Origin of the sequence: Bacillus sp. OK048 (genome assembly GCF_900103525.1) — a bacterium.
In the GTDB taxonomy this organism is placed as follows: domain Bacteria; phylum Bacillota; class Bacilli; order Bacillales; family Cytobacillaceae; genus Neobacillus.
In genome coordinates this window covers 282,200-307,653 of record NZ_FNHN01000007.1, presented here as the reverse complement: position 1 = coordinate 307,653, position 25,454 = coordinate 282,200, and the positions used below count along the sequence as shown (strand labels likewise).

24 protein-coding genes, 2 pseudogenes and 1 riboswitch are annotated in these 25,454 nt (G+C 33.5%); of the genes and pseudogenes, 9 read left to right on the top strand and 17 right to left on the bottom strand.

The window, feature by feature from the left end; all coding sequences use genetic code 11:
- Positions 1–67 precede the first annotated feature (67 nt).
- A complete protein-coding gene (locus BLR86_RS15155) occupies positions 68–1,450 on the bottom strand; it encodes a reverse transcriptase domain-containing protein (protein ID WP_090762897.1) in 1,383 nt (460 codons plus the stop codon).
- Positions 1,451–1,563: 113 nt separating this feature from the next.
- Between BLR86_RS15155 and BLR86_RS26145 the strand changes: the two genes are divergently transcribed.
- Positions 1,564–1,719, top strand: a complete 156-nt coding sequence (locus tag BLR86_RS26145) for a hypothetical protein (protein WP_175492913.1) — start codon at positions 1,564–1,566, stop codon at positions 1,717–1,719.
- Positions 1,720–2,061: 342 nt separating this feature from the next.
- Positions 2,062–2,370, top strand: a complete 309-nt coding sequence (locus BLR86_RS15145) for a hypothetical protein (protein ID WP_090762893.1) — start codon at positions 2,062–2,064, stop codon at positions 2,368–2,370.
- Between the two features lie 743 nt (positions 2,371–3,113).
- Here the strand turns inward: BLR86_RS15145 and BLR86_RS26435 are convergent.
- Positions 3,114–3,281, bottom strand: a complete 168-nt coding sequence (locus BLR86_RS26435; RefSeq protein ID WP_217642389.1) for a hypothetical protein — start codon at positions 3,279–3,281, stop codon at positions 3,114–3,116.
- A 352-nt stretch (positions 3,282–3,633) separates the two neighbouring features.
- Between BLR86_RS26435 and BLR86_RS15140 the strand changes: the two genes are divergently transcribed.
- Together BLR86_RS15140 and BLR86_RS15135 are read left to right on the top strand one after the other, a co-directional pair.
- Positions 3,634–3,903, top strand: a complete 270-nt coding sequence (locus tag BLR86_RS15140; RefSeq protein WP_175492912.1) for a helix-turn-helix domain-containing protein — start codon at positions 3,634–3,636, stop codon at positions 3,901–3,903.
- Positions 3,904–3,991: 88 nt separating this feature from the next.
- A complete protein-coding gene (locus tag BLR86_RS15135; protein WP_090762889.1) occupies positions 3,992–4,276 on the top strand; it encodes a hypothetical protein in 285 nt (94 codons plus the stop codon).
- A gap of 708 nt (positions 4,277–4,984) precedes the next feature.
- Here the strand turns inward: BLR86_RS15135 and BLR86_RS26830 are convergent.
- Positions 4,985–5,116, bottom strand: coding sequence for a hypothetical protein (locus BLR86_RS26830; RefSeq protein ID WP_302847223.1), 132 nt, complete (start codon positions 5,114–5,116; stop codon positions 4,985–4,987).
- A 49-nt stretch (positions 5,117–5,165) separates the two neighbouring features.
- Positions 5,166–5,252: riboswitch (cyclic di-GMP riboswitch) on the bottom strand.
- Positions 5,253–6,323: 1,071 nt separating this feature from the next.
- Between BLR86_RS26830 and istA the strand changes: the two genes are divergently transcribed.
- The 4 genes and pseudogenes from istA to BLR86_RS15115 all read left to right on the top strand — a co-directional run bounded on the left by istA (position 6,324) and on the right by BLR86_RS15115 (position 10,013).
- Entirely contained in the window at positions 6,324–7,862 is a 1,539-nt protein-coding gene (istA, locus tag BLR86_RS15130) for an IS21 family transposase (protein ID WP_139185624.1), read from the top strand.
- A complete protein-coding gene (gene istB / locus BLR86_RS15125; RefSeq protein WP_090762884.1) occupies positions 7,862–8,632 on the top strand; it encodes an IS21-like element helper ATPase IstB in 771 nt (256 codons plus the stop codon). Before istA ends, istB begins: the two co-directional genes overlap by 1 nt.
- Before the next feature lie 37 nt (positions 8,633–8,669).
- Positions 8,670–9,471, top strand: a pseudogene (locus tag BLR86_RS15120) (ROK family protein).
- A 79-nt stretch (positions 9,472–9,550) separates the two neighbouring features.
- A pseudogene (locus BLR86_RS15115) lies at positions 9,551–10,013 on the top strand (hypothetical protein).
- Positions 10,014–10,440: 427 nt separating this feature from the next.
- Here the strand turns inward: BLR86_RS15115 and BLR86_RS15110 are convergent.
- The 4 genes from BLR86_RS15110 to BLR86_RS25700 all read right to left on the bottom strand — a co-directional run bounded on the left by BLR86_RS15110 (position 10,441) and on the right by BLR86_RS25700 (position 15,406).
- The gene (locus BLR86_RS15110) at positions 10,441–11,760 is read right to left on the bottom strand and encodes a UDP-glucose dehydrogenase family protein (protein WP_090762882.1); all 1,320 of its coding nucleotides are present in this window, start codon (positions 11,758–11,760) and stop codon (positions 10,441–10,443) included.
- Between the two features lie 697 nt (positions 11,761–12,457).
- Positions 12,458–13,303: an ATP-grasp fold amidoligase family protein gene (locus BLR86_RS15105; protein ID WP_217642388.1), complete on the bottom strand. Its 846-nt coding sequence runs from the start codon at positions 13,301–13,303 to the stop codon at positions 12,458–12,460.
- A gap of 352 nt (positions 13,304–13,655) precedes the next feature.
- Positions 13,656–15,089 (bottom strand): flippase, encoded by a 1,434-nt coding sequence (locus tag BLR86_RS15095; protein ID WP_090762876.1) that lies wholly within the window; start codon positions 15,087–15,089, stop codon positions 13,656–13,658.
- 110 nt (positions 15,090–15,199) lie between these two features.
- A complete protein-coding gene (locus BLR86_RS25700; protein WP_217642387.1) occupies positions 15,200–15,406 on the bottom strand; it encodes a hypothetical protein in 207 nt (68 codons plus the stop codon).
- A 244-nt stretch (positions 15,407–15,650) separates the two neighbouring features.
- Between BLR86_RS25700 and BLR86_RS15090 the strand changes: the two genes are divergently transcribed.
- On the top strand, positions 15,651–15,872 hold the full coding sequence (locus BLR86_RS15090) for a hypothetical protein (RefSeq protein WP_090762874.1): 222 nt from the start codon (positions 15,651–15,653) through the stop codon (positions 15,870–15,872).
- A gap of 197 nt (positions 15,873–16,069) precedes the next feature.
- Here the strand turns inward: BLR86_RS15090 and BLR86_RS15085 are convergent, their stop codons facing one another.
- The 10 genes from BLR86_RS15085 to galU form a co-directional block, all read right to left on the bottom strand.
- On the bottom strand, positions 16,070–17,260 hold the full coding sequence (locus BLR86_RS15085) for an O-antigen ligase family protein (protein WP_175492909.1): 1,191 nt from the start codon (positions 17,258–17,260) through the stop codon (positions 16,070–16,072).
- Between the two features lie 40 nt (positions 17,261–17,300).
- On the bottom strand, positions 17,301–17,972 hold the full coding sequence (locus BLR86_RS15080) for an acyltransferase (RefSeq protein ID WP_090762869.1): 672 nt from the start codon (positions 17,970–17,972) through the stop codon (positions 17,301–17,303).
- Positions 17,969–18,961: a DUF6625 family protein gene (locus BLR86_RS15075; protein ID WP_368086787.1), complete on the bottom strand. Its 993-nt coding sequence runs from the start codon at positions 18,959–18,961 to the stop codon at positions 17,969–17,971. The genes BLR86_RS15080 and BLR86_RS15075 overlap by 4 nt, the downstream gene beginning before the upstream one ends.
- A 20-nt stretch (positions 18,962–18,981) precedes the next feature.
- Complete coding sequence (locus BLR86_RS15070; RefSeq protein WP_175492908.1) at positions 18,982–19,995, bottom strand: glycosyltransferase family 2 protein; 1,014 nt, start codon at positions 19,993–19,995, stop codon at positions 18,982–18,984.
- A complete protein-coding gene (locus BLR86_RS15065) occupies positions 19,979–20,575 on the bottom strand; it encodes a DapH/DapD/GlmU-related protein (RefSeq protein ID WP_090762864.1) in 597 nt (198 codons plus the stop codon). Before BLR86_RS15065 ends, BLR86_RS15070 begins: the two co-directional genes overlap by 17 nt.
- A gap of 12 nt (positions 20,576–20,587) precedes the next feature.
- Complete coding sequence (locus tag BLR86_RS15060) at positions 20,588–21,649, bottom strand: glycosyltransferase family 4 protein (protein ID WP_090762862.1); 1,062 nt, start codon at positions 21,647–21,649, stop codon at positions 20,588–20,590.
- A gap of 747 nt (positions 21,650–22,396) precedes the next feature.
- Positions 22,397–22,873, bottom strand: a complete 477-nt coding sequence (gene pssE / locus BLR86_RS15055) for a PssE/Cps14G family polysaccharide biosynthesis glycosyltransferase (protein WP_090762860.1) — start codon at positions 22,871–22,873, stop codon at positions 22,397–22,399.
- A 10-nt stretch (positions 22,874–22,883) separates the two neighbouring features.
- Positions 22,884–23,354, bottom strand: a complete 471-nt coding sequence (gene pssD, locus BLR86_RS15050) for a PssD/Cps14F family polysaccharide biosynthesis glycosyltransferase (RefSeq protein WP_090762858.1) — start codon at positions 23,352–23,354, stop codon at positions 22,884–22,886.
- A gap of 510 nt (positions 23,355–23,864) precedes the next feature.
- On the bottom strand, positions 23,865–24,503 hold the full coding sequence (locus tag BLR86_RS15045; RefSeq protein WP_254782341.1) for a sugar transferase: 639 nt from the start codon (positions 24,501–24,503) through the stop codon (positions 23,865–23,867).
- 52 nt (positions 24,504–24,555) lie between these two features.
- The gene (galU, locus tag BLR86_RS15040; protein WP_090762854.1) at positions 24,556–25,449 is read right to left on the bottom strand and encodes a UTP--glucose-1-phosphate uridylyltransferase GalU; all 894 of its coding nucleotides are present in this window, start codon (positions 25,447–25,449) and stop codon (positions 24,556–24,558) included.
- Positions 25,450–25,454 lie beyond the last annotated feature (5 nt).

The window sequence follows — 25,454 nt, the reverse complement described above, 5'->3', positions numbered from 1 at the left end:
ACGCATGTCCTTGAATGGGATTGCGTTAGTCCCTTTATTTTACGATTCGACGTCTGACCCCGGGCCGTTATAACCGTTTATTTATTTTTCCCCAATGCCGTTTAATCTGCTTACGGATAAGGCTTTTGGTTTTTAACCTAGCCATTTTAGCGTGAGCTCGATATGCATATGTGATAAAGTTTCCTCGATCTTTATAATTGAAACCAAGATGAGTGTAAATTTTATATAACTCTGTTTTTGGTCCCTTTCGATTTGTTACAAAAGCAATGCGTCGACTTGTGTCAGCTTTACGATATGCACGACAGTAGTATTTAAAAAGACTCTTTTCACGTATCCGTACTGATTGGCCATTAGTTACAAACCCCAGGTAATCTAACCTACTGTTTTGTTGGGATTCATCTAAAATTATGTGGTTAGTATATAAACGTATTTCTGTTTTTTCCTTTTGAATTTTCAACCCTTGGGAGTGGTATTTTTGAATTAATTGAAGTATTTCATTCTTTAATCCTTCAACTACTTTTGGTGATCCACTAGTGACTGGAACGACTAAAATTAAATCATCACAGTATCTACGATAAAGTGCTTTTTGGGCATCTGCCCATGCTTTAACCTCTTGATCAAAATGAATTAAATGAACATTAGAGCAAACAGCACTCATACCTGATCCTTGTGGAATACCATAAGGTTTTTTATTTTTGTAGAGATTGCGTTCTTTAAAATCCCGAAACTCCTCTGGGGGCAATAATTTTTTTAACTTTTTATCTTTCAAGAGCTCTTTTAGCCTTTTGACACCGTATTTTTGTTTTAACTGAACATCAATGTCATTTCTATTTACATATGAAAATTGTGTAAGGTTTTTAAAAACCTTATACCAATCTTGAGAAAGCTCTTCAACGCCTAGAACAGTTTTAATATTTTGTTTAAGCGTTCGATGGTCAATATGATCAAAGAACTTTGTGAAATCTATAGAAATTACCACAGCTTGATTTTGGGTTATTAGAAAATCAAATACTTCATAAGCAAAATCAATATTATTTTTACCACGCTTATTATTGCGATAAGCTAAAGCGATGTTGTCAATTCCTTTTCTATTAGCATAATCATTATAAGCGTTATTTAATAAGTCACCGTAGTATTTGTAGACAAAACGATCTTTGTGCGATGCATAATATATTTCGCGTACCTTTTTCTTTTTTATCTTCTGTTCACTGACTGGGAGTGTTTTATCCTTAGAGATCGTTACATACTTGTTAAAGTTTATTTTAAAATGGATAGACGGCAAAAAAGCATGTGAAGAAACCCAATTAGGATCTTGGACTTTATCTTTCACATGCTCAATATTGACACGCTCATCAAAGTGTAAATAATACTTAGTTTCATATTTTGACCAATCAATATTCGAAGAGCTAGGGAGGCTATGTAATTGTCGTGGCCTATTACTCTGTTTCATAACAGAAAACCTCCTAGCATTCGTTGTTGGGATTCAGAAAAGATGAATAGCCCGATGACCACTTTCTCGTTAAACATTTCAATTATAATATCAGTAAGGAGATTATTATAACTGTGATAAGTTTGATTGACGATCCAGGTTTGCCGTTGGTTATTGCACTTGTGGACATGGTCAGGTTACTTGTTGAGGTCCTTAGTAATAAGGAGGTTGACAAGCTGAAACTTATCTCTCTTGCAACCAATTTTGCAAGACGCCTTCAACTAGGTTGAATTATATCTATTATATACCAATTTCCTATTTTTCTCAAAAAATAAAAAAGCACAAGCAGTTGACAACTTATATCCATTCAAACGTTTGAGTAGTTGGGGATAAGCCAGTAAATGCAAGTGTTTTCCTTAAACAACTATTCTCTATCAATACAATCTATTAATCCTACAAAGCTTGAATCAACAGACAATTTTATGAGTAGAAAAAAAACAACTCTAGTCCATCCGCATGGTTGGTCTGCCCAAAAGAAATTTATTGAACAGGCTGCCATTTTTATCAAGTATAGGGAGTGTAATAAATCAGCATCTTAATTATTATTACAGATGCTAGGAGGAGAATAGAATATGGAAAATTTAATTGTGCAACAAAAGGTATTAAGTAAACTAACCTTTGATTTGGATTTTGAATTGGGCTCAGTTGGCAGCACCATTTCAACATTGGTAGATGCTCAAATTCTTTTAGACCAATTAGTTGATAGTATGGATACAGCAGTTTATAGAGGGGAAGAAAGATTCTCTTATCATCAACATCATCGAATGATTAGAGTCTTATCCGAGCTGTTTCGTTATACAGTTAATGACCTCAGTAAAGATTATGAAAAAGCCTATAATATAAGTAGTTCATTGTTCCACCTTGCCGTAGAAAAAAATTAACTTGATGGCTATATGTACCGGTACACTGTTCCTTCTGGGAGCAAGAAACGATTCCATATGATAATTCAGAAAAGGGAGATAAAGCTAAGGCACATAAATAAACGAGGTACAATCCATGGCATGCACTTTTATTTCCATGGATTGTGCTCTATTTATGTATGCCCTGTTAAATGATTTACCCCTCTCTGTTCCAGGTTCAAAAGTAGGAAGACCTCTCACTACTTTTTATCTTCGTGCTTTACCTCTTAGTTTATTGTGGGAACTAACCATAAAATTCTCTAACATCGGTTCATAATATTGAAACTAAATGCAGCTTAAATTGGAAAGAGGCAACTTAATGGTCCCTCTAGATAACTTGATCGTTTATTACGCTTGCATTAAAAAGATACCGCATTCCAATGCTAAAATTGGCGCAAACCATTTATATAATATATATGCAATCAATTCAGCGAGACTTTCCACTCATTTCTACCTATCCCCTCTCTCGACAAACATCTCTTCTCTTATAGTAAGCAAATCCCTAGTTAACAAGCTATACGGCTGATCTAATCAAACGATTGGTTAGCGCAAAAATGACTAAACAAACGTTTGATTAAATGCGGGAAATCCCTTTTGTTAAACGTACTCATGTCAGTTTAGAAGAGAAATTTTTGTCGATGAAATGTCCCAGTCCTTGATAATTATCCACAGTAATAACCAATAAAAACTAGCAATCTATCCAGAGTGACACGTTTCGATGCCAATTAAACGTTTGTGTAAACAGCTACCCGCAGTAGATAAATCAAGAGATTCCGGCTGAAATTGGGCAGAATCTTGTCGATGGATTGTTCTAGTTTTAATGTCTCTTGTATATCGCCTGGGCAAATCTTACGATTTGCTAACGAACTGGCAGCAACAGCTTTGGTCCTCATGGTTCAATTAGCGGTATTTCCCTAATACTAAAATAGTTCAATAATCAATATCGCTCACATTTTGTGATGGCCACTAACTTATTTTACGCAAACCTCGGAGATGTTAAGTAAAACTGCTTCTAACTTTTATATAAATTCCTAGTACTGGTACCACCCATTAAAAGCCGCCTCATGGTCCGTGAAACAATTCTATGAAACAAGAATATTGGGGATTGACAGGTACCGACATTGATATAAGCAGCACACTTTTTTCCTTGACGCAAAAAGATTTCCACCAGGAAAACCTTGAGTAGTTTACTACGTGTTATAAAACTTACCACTATTATCTAATGGTCTTAAAAGGAGAATTCTCTTGGAGAATAATAAGACCATTAAAATTGGAAGATTGTTAGCAAAAGTTAGAAGTGTTAAACGTTTATCACAAGAGGATGTTGAATGGGCAAGCCACATTAGTAGAAAAACAATATCCAACTTAGAAAATGACGAACAAATCCCCAATCTATATACCTTTGGTAAATTAGCTAAAGCATTAGGTATGAAGCCAAGTGATTTATTGATAGAAATAGAAAAAAATACAAATTATCTTTTGGTAATAGATCAAGAAACCGAAGAGAAAGACTGAACAATACTATAGAATATCCACAAATAGAATTACAATATAGTTACATATGTCCAATTAATATAAATAAGTAATTGCTGGGAGAATGTTCTTGAAATATCTAATCGTTTATTTCACTCATACTAATGGTAGGACCTTTGAATATTATATGAAGGGAAAGTCAGCCGATTTTTTGTTAAATCGTCTGGAATGGTATTGTGATGGGATTGTTAGGACAGATAAGGGAATAATCAAAACAGATAATCTAAAGTCCATTTTTGTGAGGGAAATCAATCCTAATGATTTCCCTCATCTCACTAAAAGGGATTTTGCAATGATCAATGAAAATAAGAGCTACGGGAAAGCGGATTTTCTGGATGATGATATCAAGTTCTAATATTGTTCCTATTGTTTTTTCTAGCCTATTCCTTTGCATGAACCCTCAACCGTACTATTAATAGTTTGATAGTATGAAAATGAGCCATGTCGATCAACCTTTTCCTCCTCTCGTATGTAGTAAGTTTGGCCACTTCCTATCATAAGAGAGGTAAATAGAATTGGAAATCATATGGCTTAATTTTACACGAACTGAGTAATAGCCAACCTCCCCTATTATTTCATGGAGAGTTTTTATTACCAAAACAGCAGCAGCAACTAAATTGGTTATAGGTTTGTGGAACAATTCTATGAAATAAGGATATTCTAAAAGCGACAGTGGCACCGACATTATTACTACAGCTCTTATACTTTAATGCTTTTATCTTTAGCTGTGTGGGGGTCTGACCCCAAAACTCTGGGAGTGACAGTACCGCATTCTGTTAATATTTGATCCAAGGGGAAGCTGGGGCAAAATGCGACTTCCCTTTTCTCTGCTATTTTCTTCAGTTTAGGGACAAGTCATTTATGTAGTGAAATTTGATGCCTAAATCTATTTATTAAATTAGAAAAAAACAAATATTTCATAGTTCCCCTTAACGCAAAAAGGAACAGGACGATGCACCTTCAGATGCAATACCCTGTTCCTTAAATCTATTAATGATTACTAGAAATCTTCCAATCATAAAACACAATAATGTTCTCAAGAATATTCGTTTTTAATAGGCAATCAGTTTTGGCAAGCCTTTTCACTTTGAAAAGCTTCTAACTGATGATCTCCCCTTTTTGCTGCAACCATGAGGCTCATAATGGTAAGCATTGAAAATGAACCGACTAATAGTCCTGCAATAAAAATAAACATAATATTACCCCCTAATAGCTATCTTATAATTCGTAGGAAGGTGATCATATTCGGCACCTGGCTGGCATAGTTTCAAAAAACGTTAGCCCCTATAGTTTTGCGAGACCATTTTTCAATGGTGTTGCCCTTTCGTACGAACTATATATTTACAAGTTAACTATATCATTAATTGCTTGCCGTTAATAGTACTATTAACCATTTATAAATAATAAATACATAAAATCTGACAATATATACTAAATTTTAACAAAAAAGAAATGGGCGTGGAGAATGTGAAAAGAAAATTGCACAAGCCACACTAAAATTTTAGATAGTTATGTCGAAATAAAATTAATAGCTCTGACAACTTTCCGCTTTAATCTCACTCTATATTTGGTATTTTTAACATAGATTCACATTTCCACATTATTCTTTATCCTACGAATGTAATAATATTTATAGGGTATCTCCATTTATATTACCGCTACTCAATTATCTATTAAATGATATCAATCGAAACAATATAAACAGTAATCTATTACTATATTGTAGGGAGTGGTTTTAATGGAAGAACAAGGTAATATAATTCACGGGCTGCTCTGGGGTGTCTCAATCAGTGTCCCGCTATGGATAGCACTCTTTGGTTGGATAAAATTACTTCTTCGGATTTTGCTTTAGTTTATACTCCTCTAAAAATAGTTCTAAGATTTCATGCCTTCGAATAGTTTATAGGTATTTATTTTGTTTCATATTTTTTCATTTGACTTCCTCAGTAGTTGCATTTGTAAATTTGCATTTTTGTTATAGAGATATGAGTGCAATTCTGATCAATTGTTGTTGTCGCACTTCCCCATCTTAACTAATTACTAATCTCAATGATCCTCCGCATCATCAAACTTGAATATGAATCTATTGAAAAGCAAAAGAATGATTTCATAAAATATGATCCAAAAATTATCCAAGTGACGTTAAACTAGCAGTCACGAATTTCCTATTTACATTATCTGGAGGAATTTAATAAATGATCTTTCTTTAGTATAATGAATAGAAAGGTTAAGTTAAGTATTCTTGATAGGTGGTAATACGTGATGTTGTAACTGCTAGACTATAATTAACAGTTTCCGCCAGATAAGATTGAACACTTTTTTACCAATATTTATTCCAGCAAGCTATGATACTATTATCAACTATGTTTGGCTGGAGGATAAGATAGGTGGAAAAATTACTAATGTATTTAGAAGTGCATCAATTAAAAGAACAAGGATTTAAGGTTGCTACAATTGCCAAGAAGCTAAAGATTTCTAGGAATACTGTTTATAAATACTTAGATATGGATTTGGGGAAAGCTTCAGATTGGGTTAATTCTTTAAGTAGCAGCAGGAAAAAGTTAGATCCCTTTCGGGATCGTATTATTAATTGGTTGAAAAAACACCCAGATTTATCATCTGCTCAAATCGAAGATTGGTTAAGGGAACGATACCCAACCATTGAAATCGGAGGAAGTACTATTCGAGGATATGTAAGTGAAATAAGAGATATCTATCAAATACCAAAGGAAATTAATATTCGCCCACATGAGGCTGTTGAGGAATTACCGATGGGACACCAAGTACAAGTAGATTGGGGAGAAATAACTGTAAAGAATACGGGAAACAAAGAAGTTAAATTATACTTTATAACCTTTGTCCTCTCTCACTCACGGTTTAAATACGTGGAATGGTTAGCACGCCCGTTTACAACCAGAGATACTATTCATTGTCATGAGAGAGCTTTTCAATACTTTGGTGGCATGCCAGAGGAAATAGTTTACGATCAAGACCATCTAATTACAGTTAGCGAAAATGCAGGGGACATTATCCTGACGGGAGAATTTCAAGCATACAAGCAAGAACGAGGTTTCCGAATATATTTATGTCGTAAATCAGACCCAGCAACTAAGGGAAAGGTTGAGAATGTTGTTAAATTTGTAAAAGGAAATTTTGCAAAACACAGGGTATTCTCAAATATTGATACATGGAATGAAAAGTGCGTATCGTGGTTAGAAAGAACGGGTAATTACAATGTACATAACACAACTAAAAAGAGACCGGTAGAAGTGCACGCCCTGGAAAAGCAACACTTAAAGCCAGTCTCATCCCTACTCTCTCTCGAGAGTAACATTGGTTCTAGTATATCAAGAACGGTTCAAAAGGACAATGTCATTAAATATAAATCCAATCGTTATTCAGTTCCTCTAGGTACATATCGACCAAGAGGTAATAATACAGTTTTTATTGAAATTCAAGAGGAAGAGCTTATTATTAGCGCAGCTCCGCAAGGAGAGATATTAGCCAAACACCGATTGTGTCATGGTAAAGGTGAATTAATAAAGAATCGTCAGCATACAAGAGATCGTTCAAAAGGTATTCAAGCTTATAAGGAAACAATTATTCGCCAGTTTAGTGATCAAGAGAAGGCAGAGTTATTTATTCATGAAGTAGCTGTTCGTTACCCAAGATATGTACGAGATCAGCTTCAAGTCATTCAACTAGCTATTACCCATTACCGTTCTGGGATAGATGAAGCCTTAGCTGTTTGTATTAAAGATCAGTTATGGAGTGCCAACGACCTACGGGATATTGCACAACATATAACTCGATTAAAAGAAACAAAAGCTCCTAGTCCTTCTTCAAAACAGAAAGTAAAAAATAATAACCCCGCTTTAAAAGCTACAGCAGCAACTAGGGAAATGAATGTCTATTTCAACATTATTGGGGGTGCTTCGTAATGAATACAACGGTAAATGTTCTTCAAGAACAACTCCGTCATCTTCGGATGACGGAAACGGCTAATGAGCTGCCAGTATTACTTCGTAATGCCGAAACAATGTCTTGGACTTATCAAGAGTTTATGCAGGAAATCCTAATGTTTGAAGTGAAACGACGAGAAGAGAAAAATGTGGAAAAAAGGCTGAAATTGGCCAGATTCCCTTATCATAAGACATTAGATGAATTTAATATTGAAGAACAAGAATCTCTTAGTAAGCGTCAATTAAACCAATTAAGAGAACTCAATTGGCTGGAGCAGCAATACAATATTATTCTATTAGGACCGCCTGGTGCAGGTAAAACTCATATTGGGATTGGCCTAGGAATAGAAGCCATTTCAAAGGGTTATAAAGTCTCCTTTTCAAGTATGGGCGAACTTGTTCATCTATTAAAAACAGAAGAGTATATTCGAAAATCACAGGTGCAGTTAAAGAGAATAAAAGAATCAGATTTGGTTATTATTGATGATCTAATGTATTTGGCAATGGATCAACGGGAAGCTAACCTGTTCTTTCATCTAATTAATCATTTATATGAACGAAGTTCCATTATCTTAACCTCAAATAAAGGACCAGAAGAATGGGTTGAATTGATGGGCGATCAAGGAATTACAACAGCAATATTGGATCGATTGCTTCACAGAGTAGAGGTTGTTCAGTTAAATGAAAATGACAGCTATAGATTAAAGCACCGATTTACCATTTTTGAGAAAGAAAGTGTTCAATCTTAATTAGCAAAAAGTGTTCAAAACAACTTGACGGTTACAGATGTTAGGTGCAGTTGAAGCCGGCGGTACGTGGTACGAAGTTTGTTTGTGCTATCGGGGATGAAACAGGCAAAATCATAGAAGGAATTCAAATACCAACGACTGTCCCTGAGGAAACGATGCTAAGGGCCACCAGCTTGAGGCAATTGAGGTGGGGTCTTTCGGGCCACTTAATCTGGACAAGGAAATTCCTAGTTATGGCCACATCACTTCGACACCTAAACCAGGTTGGCGTAATTACCCGATCGTAAAGACGTTAGAGAACGATTTCGGCATACCGATAGGTTTTAATACAGATGTGAACGCAGCCGCATTAGGTGAGGCAATTTATGGAGTTGCAAAGGGTTCGGATAGTTGCTTATACATAACCTTTGGAACGGGCATTGGTGCAGGAGCCGTTGTCCATGGCAAACTACTCCAAGGGTTATCCCATCTGGAAATGGGTCATATTCTTGTAAGACGTCATCTGGAAGATGAATATGAAGGTCTCGCTTCTGGACCAGCAATAGAGGCACGTTGGGGCATCAGAGGAGTTGAGCTTACGGACAGGCCGGAAGCATGTGAATTACAAAGTTATTATATTGCTCAAGCTATTATGGAATATTTGTTGATTCTCTCACTCTCCGAAAAAAGTTATCCTTGGTGGCGGAATCATGAATCAAACACAATTATTTCCTTCAATATATAATTATTTAAAAAAATTCATTGCCGATTATTTCATTTTACCAGAGCTATCTGACTATATTGTTAGTCCTGGTTTTGGCGATAATGCAGGTATGACGAGATCACTTATGCTATCCTAGCAAGCACTTCAAAAGAATTTATAAACAGCGGGGGTTCTCATTTCGCAACCATTATTTTTAAGCCAGTTTTCAAAGAACTATTTGGGGCGGTAACGCCTTAGCAACTGAGTTTGGTTATGACATCCCTACAATTTATACAGGAGAATGCTGGGCCATCTCCACCCACCCAAATGGAATGAAAATGGAATAGACTTCCCCCTATGGTAAAAATTACTCCTAGCGATATTTTTCTATGTACCAAGCGGAAAGATACACGCTTGATGTGAGGGAACACTTGTGTTAGAAACGCAGCAAAGTTCTGGCACAATCTACATGGTGTTTGATTACAATCGCAAAGACAAATAGAAGTAAATGAAAAGGTGACTTTCACATTTAATGAGCGCTACATACTTGTAAGTGTCATTGAAGGTGAAGGCGCATTACTAAATGAAGGAGAACACTATCTATTGAAAAAAGGAATGCATTTTATCCTTCCAGTTGGATTCGAGGAGTTTGAACTAGAGGGCAATACAGTATTAATTGTGTCACACGTAATCAATTAATACTAACGGCTTCTTTAGGGTTTAAAAAGGAAAGCGTGAATCTAACCTTTTACCATTAACTAGCCTCCTATCTTTTTCCTTTAATTAACGGCATTCATTTAAATTTTATTAGATTTTCACTTTTACTGAAATCATGTGTTTACTAAAAGCGTGGAATAGTGATCGCGTATGATTCCCGTCATATCACCTGATTTTTATTTAGAAGTAGCATAAAAGGTTGGTATGAATGGAATCAAGGCATATGTATTTGAAGAACTTTGTCCACCCCCTGTATTATAAGTCAATTTTCACTAGTAATAACAATTAGTTTCTACCAAACAAATATAGCCCGAATCAAAAAAATCAGCCTGATGAATTAATCTCAAGCTGCTTCTTAATATTATTAAAGTTATCAAGTCATATAGTTAGAACAGAATCTTTCATTCAGCTAAACTAATATACCTTCAAAACTATTAACAGTCTCTCTTCCAATAGATTCATATATCAAGTTAGCTTTTCTAACACGTTTCAAATCATAGCAGTTTCTTCCATCTATAACAATAGGATTTTTCATTAGTTTACTATACTTTGTTAGGTCAAAGTCTTTTACTTCATCCCATTCAGTAAAGATGAAACATACATCTGCATTACTTAAAGTGTCTTCTATTGTATTGCAATAAGTAATTTCTTCAGGGAACTTTTTCTTAAAATTCTCAACTCCAACAGGATCCCACGCTTTTACCTTTGCTCCATCCTCTAGCATGATAGGAATATTTACAAGAGTAGGCGCTTCTCTTAAATCATCCGTTCCAGGTTTGAAGGTTAAGCCTAGCACAGCAATATTTAGTCCGTAGAAGCTATCGAAATACTTACGTGATTTTTTGATTAATTTTAGCTTTTGATTTTCATTTACATCAATAGCTGCCTTAACAGTTTTTAATTCATTATCATGGAAATTTGCAAGCCAATGCAGAGCTTTTGTATCCTTAGGAAAACACGATCCACCGTAACCAATCCCTGCGTTTAAAAAGCGATTTCCTATCCGGCTATCATAACCCATCCCCAATGCAACATCCTCTATATCTGCTCCAATAATTTCACAAAGGTTTGCTATTTCATTAATAAAAGAGATTTTTAGTGCAAGGAAATCATTAGAGGCATACTTAATCATTTCAGCACTTTTTCTATTCGTAACAATAAGTGGTGCATTAAAATCTTTATATACCTCTTTTAATACTACACTAGCATTTTTTTCCTCTACACCAATTACAATTCTAGATGGATGTAGAGTATCTTTTACAGCAGTACCTTGCGCCAAAAACTCTGGGCTAGAAGCCACATATACATTCACATCATGTACCAGTTTGGATTTTATCAAATCTTCAATTTTATCATTTGTTCCAATTGGTACAGTTGACTTTACAACTATTACACAATCCTTCTCTATACTTCCAGCGATTTGTTCCGCAACACCATAAACATAACTTAAATTAGCAGAACCATCCTGCTTTTCTGGAGTTCCAACACCGATAAAAATAACATCTGCATCTTTATATGCTTTCTTAAAATCAGTTGTAAAATTTAATTTATCCATATTTTTCAACATTAATTCTTCGAGGCCTGGTTCATAAATAGGAGAAATACCATCCTTCATTAAGGCTACTTTTTTTTCATCTATATCCACACAAGTAACAGAATGATTATGTTCCGCTAAACAGACCCCAGTTACTAAGCCAACATACCCAGTTCCAGCTACTGAGATTTTCATTTGTTTCCCACCTCAAAAATTTTTATTTTCCTTTTAATATATACAAGGGCTTGAAAACCAATTAAACACATTAATCATAATCATAAATTATAGCAAGTACTGATAACTCCAATTTATTACTTTAAATTGCACTCAATATATAAAGAAGAGTGAAAACAAAGTTAACTCTATTATACTCACATCTAAACTTACTTCGGGTTGTTTTAGGCAATCGCATATTGGTCCTAATAACCCCTAGACATTTATTAAATAATTCCCTTTATATAAGCATTCAAAGACTCGTTACATCTGTTGGCTATCTTCCATCCAACAGAATACTATACACAATAAGATTCAACCAAGCTCATTCCCATATCATTTTTGACCAAATCTTTTGATTCTACTAGTCAAGTATTCTATCGACCTTTAAAAATTCCGAGTTATGACGTGGTACTTTCTCTCCACCATCACTTTTAGGGAGTCCAACCCAATATTTCTTTGTTCACCTTTTAATCTAACTATCTTTAATGATATTTAATTCTCTAATAACACAACAATGATATTCAACATTTATGCAATTTGAATATTGTTAATAGAGATATTAAATCCAACCCAAGAATGAATAAAAGGAATATATGTTCGTTGACCTTGTTCCTAATATCCATTACCGAGAATCTTAAATATAACTTTTTCTTTTTCAACTTGAATTCAAACATAACTATTGTTTATTTATGATAGAATTACCATTTAAGTTTAGGTATCCTCCAAATTCTAAATCAACCTGCCTCTTCGAAAAACGCTCAAAACCATTACCAGGAGTAAAAGTTAATTCACCAAAAAATATTTTGTCCTCAGTGTAATACAAATCCACTCTTACAAATTTAAAATCAGACGAAAGTTTCTTTGCAATTTCTAGGAGTTCATTGAATTTTTTAGGTTTTTGAACGGGTGACTTTAAATTTCCATGCATATATGTTACGTTTAATCTATTCCAATCAGTATCATATATATCTCTCTTATGATTTTCATACCTATCCCCATCCACTTGAATGAATTTTGGCTGGCCATCAAAACAGAAAATTTTATAGTCTTTTAAATCACCTGAAGGATCCTCAATTAAATCCTCAATTACAACCCTCCCTCTAATGTTCTTATAATTTCTTTCACCTGTTTTTATATAAAAACTAGAGTTTATCCATTTATCTATCTTTTGCTTCTCCTCTTCCCAGATAATGGAATCCTTATCTTTTACAATTAAGTTCCAACCGGATGCATGAGTTGCTTTTGCAACAAATGATTTTGGCAAAGATTTAAAATCAATTTTATCGCTACTATCATAAACATCGATTAAAGGAATTAAATATTCTTCTCCAACTTTAAATTTTATATATTTTCTTACTTCAAATTTGTCAATATAACTAGACAAAGATTCAAGGTCACTATAAAGTTTGATCCATTGTATTTTCTCAGAAAGAGTTTTAGGTTCTTTTAGATTTAACTTATAACCTTGTAGTATATAAAATTTTAATTTTGTGAAACTTTCCTCATCTAATATTGATTTCATAAGTCTATTAGAAAAATTTTTAAACATTCTTGATATTTCCATTGTATTACTACCCTCTTGAATTAATTTTTTGCACATCTTTTATTCTAATTTCACTTACTATATAAATTTTCCTTCAAGTTATATAGGTATTTGCCAATTTCTTCGAATTTTCTACGATGCTGTATCCTTCATGAGTTAATTGTAAAATAGCATCTTTACTGTAATTATATATATTTTTTCTTATTTTCCCTGGAACATGGAGAAGGAAGGGCATCCGGCTTTTATATTCTACACAATTCGTTAAAGTATATACCTTCATTATTGCTACTGCATACCATATCTGGGCCATAACTCCCGTAAAGTTCCTGAATTACTTTATTCTTTTCAACTTTGCAATAGCGGATAACATAATATCATTTTTTAGCATCAGTAAAATAATAAAATAGGTTAATGCTCCTAAAACAACATCGAGAACCATAAGAGGTAACAGGCTTACACCAGAAAATATCTTTTCTACTAAAGTAATTACTAATGCCATACAAAAAGCTGATATACCAATCGAAAGGTAATACTTTACATTTAATGGTATTTTCGTCAATTTCCGACAAGCTACAAGCATTAGCGCAGTGACCATAGCCTCAGTTGCAACAGAAGCAATAGCAGCACCATTTTGATTATATAACGGAATTAATATAACATTTAATATTACATTTACGCAGGTCCCAAAAAACACACACTTGAAAAAAGTTTTTTCTTTATCTGTTGTAAGTAATAATTGTCCAAATACTCCCCCCGATAAAGGCATTAAAATTAGCAATGGACTCAAAATTTTTATAGTTTCTATTGCTGGTAAAAAATCACGGCCAAATAAAACAAATACTATCTTATCTGAAATTAATACCAATCCCACGCAACTTGGTATTGATATAAATATCATAATTTTTAAAAACGTATTTATAACTTCTTCTACTCTTTTCAGATCATTCTGAGAATAATATATACTTAATCTAGGTAATAGTACAGCACCTATCGCTGTAAAAGTGCCTGCTAACATTTTTACAATTTTTACAGCATTTGAAAAATATCCTACAGATTCAGGGTTACTCATTTTAGTCAGCATGGTAATATCTAAAAGACTATATAGTTCAATAGCAAGAACGGATGCAAAAAATATAATAATTGGCTTAAAATGCCGACTGACTTTAAGATTAAAGAAACGAAAATTAACATACCTTCTCAATTGAACCATATTAAAGATATAATTTCCTACGGTACCAAAACATACAATTATAGCATATATCCAAATATCTTGTTTTGTTTTTACCAATATAAGCATTAATATTAATGATATAACTTTTATTGCTAAGCTACGCATAGCAATATATTGATACTTTTCAAGTCCTTGGTAAACCCATTCAATATTAAAATAATTTAATACGATTAATAAACCAAAAATAATATTAAGTGTACTAGGAGTTTCAAATACATTAAGCATAATTAAATAGGCTACAATGCAAATTGAAGTAGCTAATGCATTAATTAGGAATAGTTCAGAAAAAATTTGATTTTTTTCTTTGCCGCTAGCAGATCTTATTTTTGCAATTGCACGGACACCATATGAAGGAATACCAAGCGATGCAAACATTGTAAAATATGTCACTATGTTCTGTGCAGACGAAACATTCCCAATACCAGCAGGACCAAGAATGTGAGATGCATAAGAAACAGTAAATAATGGAAAAACTACTGTTAATGCCTTATACAAAGTATTAAAAAAAGCGTTTTTCATCAATGATTTCGACATTAACTACTCTTCTCCTCTTTAATTGTCAAGATAGTTGTGGTATCTAAGGAGATTTATTTTGCTCAAAGCCCCTCAAAAATGCATTAAGTTTTAGGCTCAATTTGATTCCCCTAGATTTTTCCGTTTGAGCTGCCAATAACGAACTTCGCAGTTTCACCAATTTTGATGCAGTTTCTTAGTACTAATTCAACTTGTCCACTTTGATGCTTATGTGATGTGAAAAACTTCTTCTCACTATAGTAATAGTTGTAGTTGTACCAAAGGACGAATACCTTAACCCATGTCATCATTGATTGAAACAAATCCTTCATTCTCATAGTTGGAGCGGTATTTACAGATTCAGAAAATGGGCTCTTAGTGAGGATGTAATTACTCACTCCTGACCGACTTTTAGAAGGTGTAGTACCTAATTAATAGTTTGTTTCAAACATTGTTACTCTTTCATGAAACTATCATTGTCTAAATGTAAAACTAAAGGTTCTTCTTACCGTGTATATTTTGAACCTTATTGCAACAGGTCCAAGGAGATAAGCGAAGCATCCCAATAGTTTGCATGAGAGGATGTTAGTAAATCCAAAGGAACCTATCCATAATGGTGTAAAGCAAAAAATATTAGAAATTCTTGGACCTGGGCTCCTAAAAACGGCGAATAAAATTAAGGTAGGTAGAAGTGTATACAACCATGCAAAAGTGCCACTTCGGACAGATTTAAGAGCCACCTCTGCCATGACAAGAGCCAGCCTCATGGATTCTGACTTTCTGGCGGGGAATCCATGTCCGTAGGGGCTTCATGTAAAGTGACAACCTGGTACGAATCCTTTTTAATGGTGGATCTTCTGTTGTACTGGTGGCTCTCAAATTTGGCACAAGTGACACTATGCCATGGCAATATACAGAAGGCAGAATACTAGAAATAGCCAATCATCAACCTAAAGAAATAAAGCTTATCGCCTAGCGAGATTGTTCAGATTTCTTGAAGATCAGCGAACCATAAGGTCCTTCCTTACGGACACATCATCCTCCAAACGAATTCCAAAAATCAGAGCAACAAAGAAGACGAAGTAAATATTAATTGTTATTTCCACAGAAGATAATATTGTCAACATAAACACAAGTATAAAGAACGGTTTAGCTCTTTTTGAGTTTTGCCCTAACCAAAGCATAAAATATAAAAGAATGACTAGGGCAACTGTACCAATAATGCCATACTGTACTAAACTATTCAGGAATCCGTTTTGTGCATTCGGCGCTTTTACTAGGGAATATAAAACATTATAATAATTGTTAGCACCATATCCAAAAAGAAATTCTTCTTGAATTAACGGTAATACACTTTCATACATTTGTAATCTTCCATGCAAATCAAGCGATTCACCAAGTACGTTGATAATAAAATATTGTACTACCGGTATTGAAAGAATTAGATTATCAAACAAAATAAGAATAGAATCCGAAACCGCAAGAAGTAATAACCACTTTTTCGCAGTAAATAGGTTTGATTTAATTTTGAAAAATATTAATACCAATAAACATCCTATTATTCCTGTTGTGCATTCAGTGATAAAACTGATAATAAATGCCCATAAAAAATAGCAAATTAGTATCATACGTTTCGAATTGAATCCGCGTTCGATTTTTTCTTTATTGATAAAATAGTAAAAAATCACAAGATATATATGCAAGTATGAAACCGTAAATTTATTGCCAATAAAATAATTACTTATATTAGCATAGTAAAGGTTCGGAATTAATAATAAAATCAAATCAGTAATAACACAGTAAAAAAGACTCAATACGTAGAAGGACTTAAAAAGAACACTTAATTGTTTCTTTACAGCCAATACCTTAATGAACGCAAAAATTTCTACAACAGTACATATGAATACAATACCTCTTAATGTTGATCCTGAAACTCCACCAGCATTGAGATATGATGAATATAACGCAATACAGCAAAATAGAAAAACAAAAAAATTTAATGTCAAATTTTTTTTTTGATTTATTACCCTTACATTTAATAACAATAAAATCCCTGCAATAAATATAAGTATGTATTTAAATAAATCATATGATTCAAAATAATACCATCGCACAAAGAAAATATGGTACATTACAATTGCGAAAAAGTATGAACTTAGTTCTTTCTTTTTTACTTTAACTTGGAGGCTCATAATATTGTCTCCCATTTAACTACAATGTTCATATCAATACCTATTCTTTCCAAGTAATTCCTTGCTTTTTAACTCTGGCAGGAACTCCAGCTAGTAAACAGTTAGGTTGCTCCATTTTTACGCCGCAGACTAAACTATTACAACCTACTATGCTTCCCTGACTTAAATGTGTTCCTTTAAGTATTGTACAATGTGAAGCTATCCAGACGTGATTATTAACAACGACACACTCTCTATCATTATTTTCAATACCATTAAAATATGTTTTATGTCCATCTGTGTCTCGAACACTGACATTCCATCCTAATAATACATCCTGTCCAATGGAAATTTCTCTTTCACATTGTAATTCAAAATTTCTATTAGAATAAAACCCTTCTCCTATGGTTACAACACCATTATCTATAAAAATGTTAAATCCTTCAGCAATCACACATTCTCCACTAAATATAATACAACCATCTTTCAATACAGAAAACGAGCTATGATTTGCAGAAACAAATCCAGCTCCTTGGAAACCAAGTTTAACCATGAAATACTTTGGTACACAGTTTAGTTGTACAGAATTTTTCCTCAATTTTCCTAATTTAACATTGTACCGGATACGGACTGGCATCTTAATTGCAATTGCAAATGGAAACACAATGAAATTAAAGAATACAGACTTAGGAAAATCTCTCAGTAAAAAAACAATAAATTTTATTTTATTCATTTTAACCTCTCTACATACATTCTCAAACGTTCCTTATAACGTTTATATTTATCTTTAAGGTTATGTCTTTTCATATTTATAAAATGATAATTCCAAGTTTTCTTTTTAATTATATTAAAACTTTTTATTGTTATTGGCCATGTTTCCAAGGGGAGAAAAGATTCAGGAACTATTTTAAATTCCCTACTCACAAGTATTGATTCATGATACTTCATACGTCTCAATTGGAGATGCATATACAAAAACTCTTCACGTAACAAAGAACCATTTTCAACATAATACCTATACACGTTTCCATTGCTCCATACATAAAGCTCATCTTTTCGATACTCTTCATCATAATTCCCAGTTCTATAATTGTATGTTATTTTTATAAACCTGGTTGGTTGAATCTTAAAATTGACTGACCAATCCTCTTGTAATACCCTTAGGCCTTGATCAATGAAAATGGTATTAATATTATTTTCACTACGGAAGGTTTCATCAAAAACAGTAGTCTTAGAATCCGAAAATGAATCTCGGTATAAACTTTTCCCTCTAAAATCTGACATAAAAACTCGATTATTCTGAAGTGTATTCCTATAAAGAACCATATGTCCTAAGCAAAATAATTTGTCATACTTATCCAATAACTCATCTGTAATAAATCTGCTTAAATTCCCCATTATGGTATCAATATCACAATGTCCCCAAAACTTATATTCTGATAAATAATCCTCAAAAATATAGCCATAAGCAGGTTTGTAATCACACAATTTATGTGGTTCTTCAAGACTAATTTGAAAATCAAATTTTCTCTTTAGAATTGACTTCATTTCTTCAAAAGTCATTTCCACTACTTTTACATTATCTGGGTAATTATAAGTCTCTTTATTGTCAGTAAATAAAAGCCAATTAAACTCCTTATTCCACTCACATGTTTTTAGAAAAACTGGAAACATCTCAGGAAAACTCCCGAAATATGGGATTATAAAAACGCATTTTCTCATTATATATTCCTCATTATCGCTTATCTTTTCATTTGGATTAACAACTTTAACATAAAGCAATTTTTCTTCTTAAGGAAAAAATTAAATATTCTTATCTTAATAGGATTTTCATTAAAGGGATAACACTTTAATGTCTCTTGCACCATTTCATCATTTACTATCTCTGTAAACCTGCTAGTATTACCATGTTCTAGTTCCATCATTAAGCAGGTCCTTACTCGACCTAAAAAGAGCCTATCCACTCGATTTTTATAATTAATTGGCCTTACAAATTGTTTTAATTTTCTATCCAACTCAAATGCCAGTTGTTTTTCTTGCTCAAAACGATTCTTTCTATACTTTGTAGAAAGAGATCCCTCTTGTGAACTAAAATAATAATACAATTCATACGGAATAATGACTGTCTTATGGGAATGCTTAAAATAATCAATTTGAAATACTGCATCCTCTGAGATAAACTCACGTTCAGAATGAAAGCGTATATTATTATCATTTATCAATTTCATCGAATACAACTCATGCCAAACAGAGACTGGTATAATTGATTCAACTTTCCCACTTGGCTCACTTGAAATCATATTCAATAGAACATTATCAATGATTTCTTCATCAAAATATATCTTTTCTCGTTCACAAATAGACTTTGCAATCTGCTTTTCATTATTAAAATAACGTACTATTCCACAAATAGCTGTGTCAGCATCATTCCTTGTTATAGCATCGTATAATTTTTCAATATAATCTGCTGCAACAAAATCATCTGAATCAACAAATGCTACATAATCCCCAGAAGCCACATCTAATCCACTATTACGTGCAAATCCTAGTCCTTCATTATTTTTATGAACAACTTTTACACGGTTATCTTCATTTGCATATTTATCGCACATTGGGCCACAGTTATCTGGTGATCCATCATTTACAAAAATAATTTCTAAGTTATTGTATGTTTGCTTTTTTACACTCTCAAAACACCTATCTAAATATTCTTCAACATTATATACAGGAATTATAATACTAATTAATGGATTCATATAATCTTCCTTCGACATTACCAATAATTTTTGCTGGTACCCCAGCAACTTTACTTCCACTTTCAAAGATAGATTTTGTAACTACTGAACCTGCTCCTATTTGACAATTATCTGCGATGGTAATTCCACCTATAATAATACTGCCAAATCCCAAAGTACAGTTATTTCCAATTCTAGGTACACCTGAATTACCAACACCTATACACACATTTCCAAAAATAGTACAACTGTCCCCTATTTTGGATCCTCCATTAATAGTTACCAGACCAACATGATGAATGTGCAAACCAGGTCCAAAACAATTTGCAGGAATATCAAAACCCAATTTTTGCCCTAAGCGATTTTTCTTTCGTTTATAATACAATAGCATTACCTTGTGATACAAACTATCTCCTGCATTAAAATGATATTCTTCACACCTTAAGTACTTTTGAAACCTATATATTGTTGCATTTTTGGAATTAACAACTACCTGGGGTATAACTCCCTTTTTAAGGTAAGAACTTTTTTCCATTTTCAATATTTTCTTTAATTCGTCTCTTTTCATTATCATTAAATCACTACACTTTTCTGTAATCACTCACGAAGTACTCTACCTCATTAGTTGATTGTAAAATTTCATCAGTTTACTGTGCATTATAGCTGTACTATATTCCTCATTAATTTTGGTCATATTACTAATTGACATCTGTGAGATCATAACTGTATTTCGACAGCATTTTACTAATGCTGCAGCCAATGCATCAACATCGCCTGGATTTATCAAAATGCCGTTCTTTCCATCTTTTATAACCTCCGGAATTGCTCCTACTTTTGTACTAATAATTGCCTTCCCACACGCCATGCCTTCTAAAATTGCCATAGGTAATCCCTCGTTATATGAGGGTAATACTACAGTTGAAACATTACTCAACAACGATATTTTTTTTTCGAAATCTGCCCAACCGATAATTATTATATTCTTCTCCAGATGCTTTCCTGCTACTAACTTTTTAACCTTCTCAACTTCTCCATCCCCAGCCAAATAGCATTTCAGCTCAGGCTCCATTTTAACCGCTTTTTCTACTGCACATACTAAATCAAACGTACCTTTTCGCTTCCCCATTCTTCCTAACATTACAAACTCTTTTTGATGTTCGATCGGAGAATTCACCGCTAACGCAAGACCTGAAACGTTGATACCATTTTCCAGTACAACACAATTTGTAATACCAAATGTTTTTTCAAATTTATTCTTCCAATCGTTAGACAAGGCAACTACTAAATCAGAAACTTTCAATATGTCGCGAACATTTCCTTTTTTCTTATTGCTTAATTCATCATAAAACTCCATATATTGGGCTCCATGAATATGAAAAACCACCTTTTTTTTCCACTTTTTTACTGTTTTAACATACCAACCTTTTCTAAAGGTACTTCCCCGTGACGCGGCATGAATATGGTAGACATCATAATTTCGCTTAGTAAGGAAAAACCATGCAAAGGATATTAATGAATAAAAAAGCACATACACTTTATTACCATCAGCATAGGAACTGTAGGATTCAATATTATATATATCACATAAGTCCCTATCCTCAATAATCTCCTTAATTACAGTTGCCATACCCCCTTTAGATTTAAATGGACTTGGTCCAACAACCAATACTCTCATAGTCCCCTCCAATCTTAAAACAAACTTAACTATTTAATTGATTATTACAAATGTGTACATTATATTTTGCAAAATTACGTAAAAAAAACTTCCTTTGCTACACAAAAAAGATTTAAAAGCTTGGAGCTCAACGCTTAATAGAAAATGGCACTTTATCATGTTTCGTTTAATTATAGAAGAGAGTCCATTTTTAATCACTAACCGGTACATAATACGATAGTTTTCGTCCATCATGTGTAAAGGTTAGTCACCGGTATAAATTTTATCTTTAATCTGATATAAATCCACTTGAACAAACTCTTAATTAGTAGCCTAAATTAAATTATTTCAGTCTTTACCAAAGTTTAGATGGAGGTTCAATTTCCTTAATATTTTGATGAATCCCCTAATTTTCATGAATATGATTCAATGATAATACGTATAATTTCAAGTTAAACCCACTATCTCTTCAGATAGAAGCAAGTTGCACATTTAATAAAATTTTTATTTTTCAAAAAGATTACCCGCATCTTCCAAAACTCTTCATAAATAATGTGATGTGGAATTTTATTATAGTGTAGTTGCAAATCATCATGATTAAAGCCTTTTGTTAGCTAGTGCATCTATCAGTTCAGATTATCTTCAATTAGAACAAATCAGATCCATTTTGCACCATAAATTTGCTAATAACAGACCGCAGTCTTTCGTAAAAAGCAAATATATATTTCCCCTTGCTTATCACAAAGGATAACTTTGCGTTATTATTCACTAAAGCAAAAGGAAATTGTCTATCTCATTAAGTATCCGCTTTGTATTCGATAGGTATGGCATCAGGCTAACACTTAAGATTTCCTCATAGATGCTCCCCAAATTATCCAAATCATAACACGCCATAATTATCCCCATCTCGTCAAACTGTTTAAGTAGCTGCAATTGATGATCATCTACGTGTTCACCATATTTTGCTAATCTCGGTACTGCAATTACTTTTTTTTCTTTTTTTACTGCACTGATGATTGCGCCCGTCCCGCCATGAGTAATTACAATATCACTAATTCCCACCTTTCCAGAAAAATCATCTGCATCCATATAATCAACAGATTCAAAATTTTTAGGAATATATTCGCTTGCACCAATCTGAGCAAATACTCTATCTTTAATAACTTCATTTTTAATTAAATCATCGATTTTCTCTAACAAACGATTAAATTGGAACTTCTGTGAGCCTAACGTTACGAATATCATTTTTTCTCTCCTAATATATTCCGCCTAAATAAATTGCATTTGGATATATCTTCAACATGCTTTCCCACTGAACATAGAACTGATCAGCAAACTTATATACTAATTTCCCACTTTTAGTTGCTGATGTCACCTTAGCAAACGATTCAATATAAATCACTTTCTTACGGAATACTTTGCAAATTAAACACATCGGCAACATAGCTAATACACCAGTACAGATCACCGCATCAGGTCTTTCTTTTATAAAAACTACCAAAGATTTGAGTACATTTATAAACAAACGGAGAACCACCGTTTTTTCTTTTCGATTAACCTGCTGAAGATAATATGTCCTAACTCCTTTTGTATTTACCGCATATAAAGTTTTCTCTGTCAAAATAAAGCTATCATGTTTATCCATCAAGGGCTTTAACATCATTAACTGCTCAAAATGCCCTCCTGTGGAAGCTGCAAAACACAATTTTAATTTCTTATTTTTCACGATAATCACATCCACATATTCATTATCTCAAGAAGATTCCCTGCTTAGAACTTTTCTAGTAAAATTCCAGCAACTGATTAACTATTATTGATGATTACATCACACTTTCTTAACTCATCTATATCATTAACAACTTACATCAAAAGAAAGTCTCCAGTCTTTCAAGTTCGCGTCATAAAAGATGAACTTTGTTACCTTAACCATGATAAGTTTTAACACCATGATGGGCCTCTGTTGGAAATTATGCTTGTTTGAATTAATAGAGTGCCATGTTAGAAGTCAGCTGGATATTCTCGTTTGCTACAATTTCGCCCAATTTTACAGTAGTAAAAAATAAATTCAGGTTTTTCTTCTGTGAAGAAACTGTCCACTGCATATTAACAGCTCAACTCTAGTTCTTTACTTGTACGATAGACGATATTATTTGATATCTGACAATCAATTAACCAACTAATCCCGAAGACACGCAACATATATTTTTGATTCAGATTTCAACAAAAGTAACCTTTTCTAAAATGCATCTTTTGAACCAAATAATACTAGGACCGTTTTAAAAATAATCTTAATATCAAAGAAGAAAGTTCTTTTTTGAATATATTGTAGATCTAGTTCAACCATTTCACTAAAACCCAGACTATTTCTTCCACTTACCTGCCAAAGACCTGTACACCCCGGAGTGACCAATAAACGTTGCTTATCGTAAGCAGAATATACCGCAACCTCTCGAGGAAGAGGTGGACGTGGACCAACTAAGCTCATATCCCCTTTTAATACATTGAAAAGCTGGGGTAGTTCATCGATACTCGTTTTCCGAATGAACTTCCCCACTTTTGTAATTCGAGGGTCTTCTTTCATTTTAAACATGGCACCGTTTATTTCATTGTATTTTAATAGTTCAGCGAGCTTCTCTTCTGCATTTGACACCATGGAGCGAAACTTATACATTTTAAACTTTTTTCCATTTAGCCCTACACGGTTTTGTGAGAAAAAGACTGATCCTTTTGGATCTTCTACCTTTATTAGGACCGCAATAATCACAAAGAGAAAACTTAAAAGTATAATTCCGCATAAAGATCCAAATATGTCTACCAACCTTTTTGTAAAGAGATAGGTCTTCCTATCATTTACATTGGTATTTTGTTTTTCTATATAACCAACTTCTTGATTTGCTAGATTGGACAACTTAGACCCCTTCCTTTTCCTATAAGATTACTTTTTCTTTATCTAATGAAGAAACTAGGTTTTTCAAGTAATCTATCATATCGTCATGGAGGTCTTCGTGTTGCAATGCAAATTCAATGGTTGTTTTAACAAAGCCAAACTTTTCTCCAACGTCATAGCGTGTACCTTCAAAATCATAGGCAAACACTCTTTGGATTTCATTTAACTTTTGTATCGCATCTGTTAACTGAATCTCGCCACCTGCACCTTTTTCCTGACGATCGAGGAACATGAAGATTTCTGGTGTTAAGATATAGCGTCCCATAATCGCTAGATTAGAAGGAGCAGTACCTGGCTTTGGTTTTTCTACAAAGTTACTAACTTGGTAGCGACGTCCTTCCTGCGTAGAAGGGTCAATAATTCCATAACGATGTGTTTCAGAGTCAGGAACAGTTTGAACACCGATGACGGAAGAGAAAGTATCTTCATACTGATTGATTAATTGTTTTAAACATGGAGTATCACTTTGTACAATGTCATCACCTAATAGAACAGCAAACGGTTCATTACCAATAAAATTACGAGCACACCATACAGCATGTCCAAGACCTTTAGGTTCTTTCTGCCGGATGTAATGGATGTCTGCTAGGTTTGTTGGGTACTGAACTTTTTCTAGTAAATCATACTTTTCTTTTTCGATTAGATTTTGTTCAAGCTCCATCGCATTATCGAAGTGATCTTCAATGGCCCGCTTTCCTTTACCTGTAACAATTATGATATCCTCAATACCGGAAGCAACAGCTTCTTCGATTATGTACTGAATCGTTGGCTTATCGACAATTGGTAACATTTCTTTCGGCATTGCTTTCGTTACTGGCAAGAACCTCGTTCCTAAACCAGCAGCTGGTATAATGGCTTTTCTAACTCTTTTCACTTTTG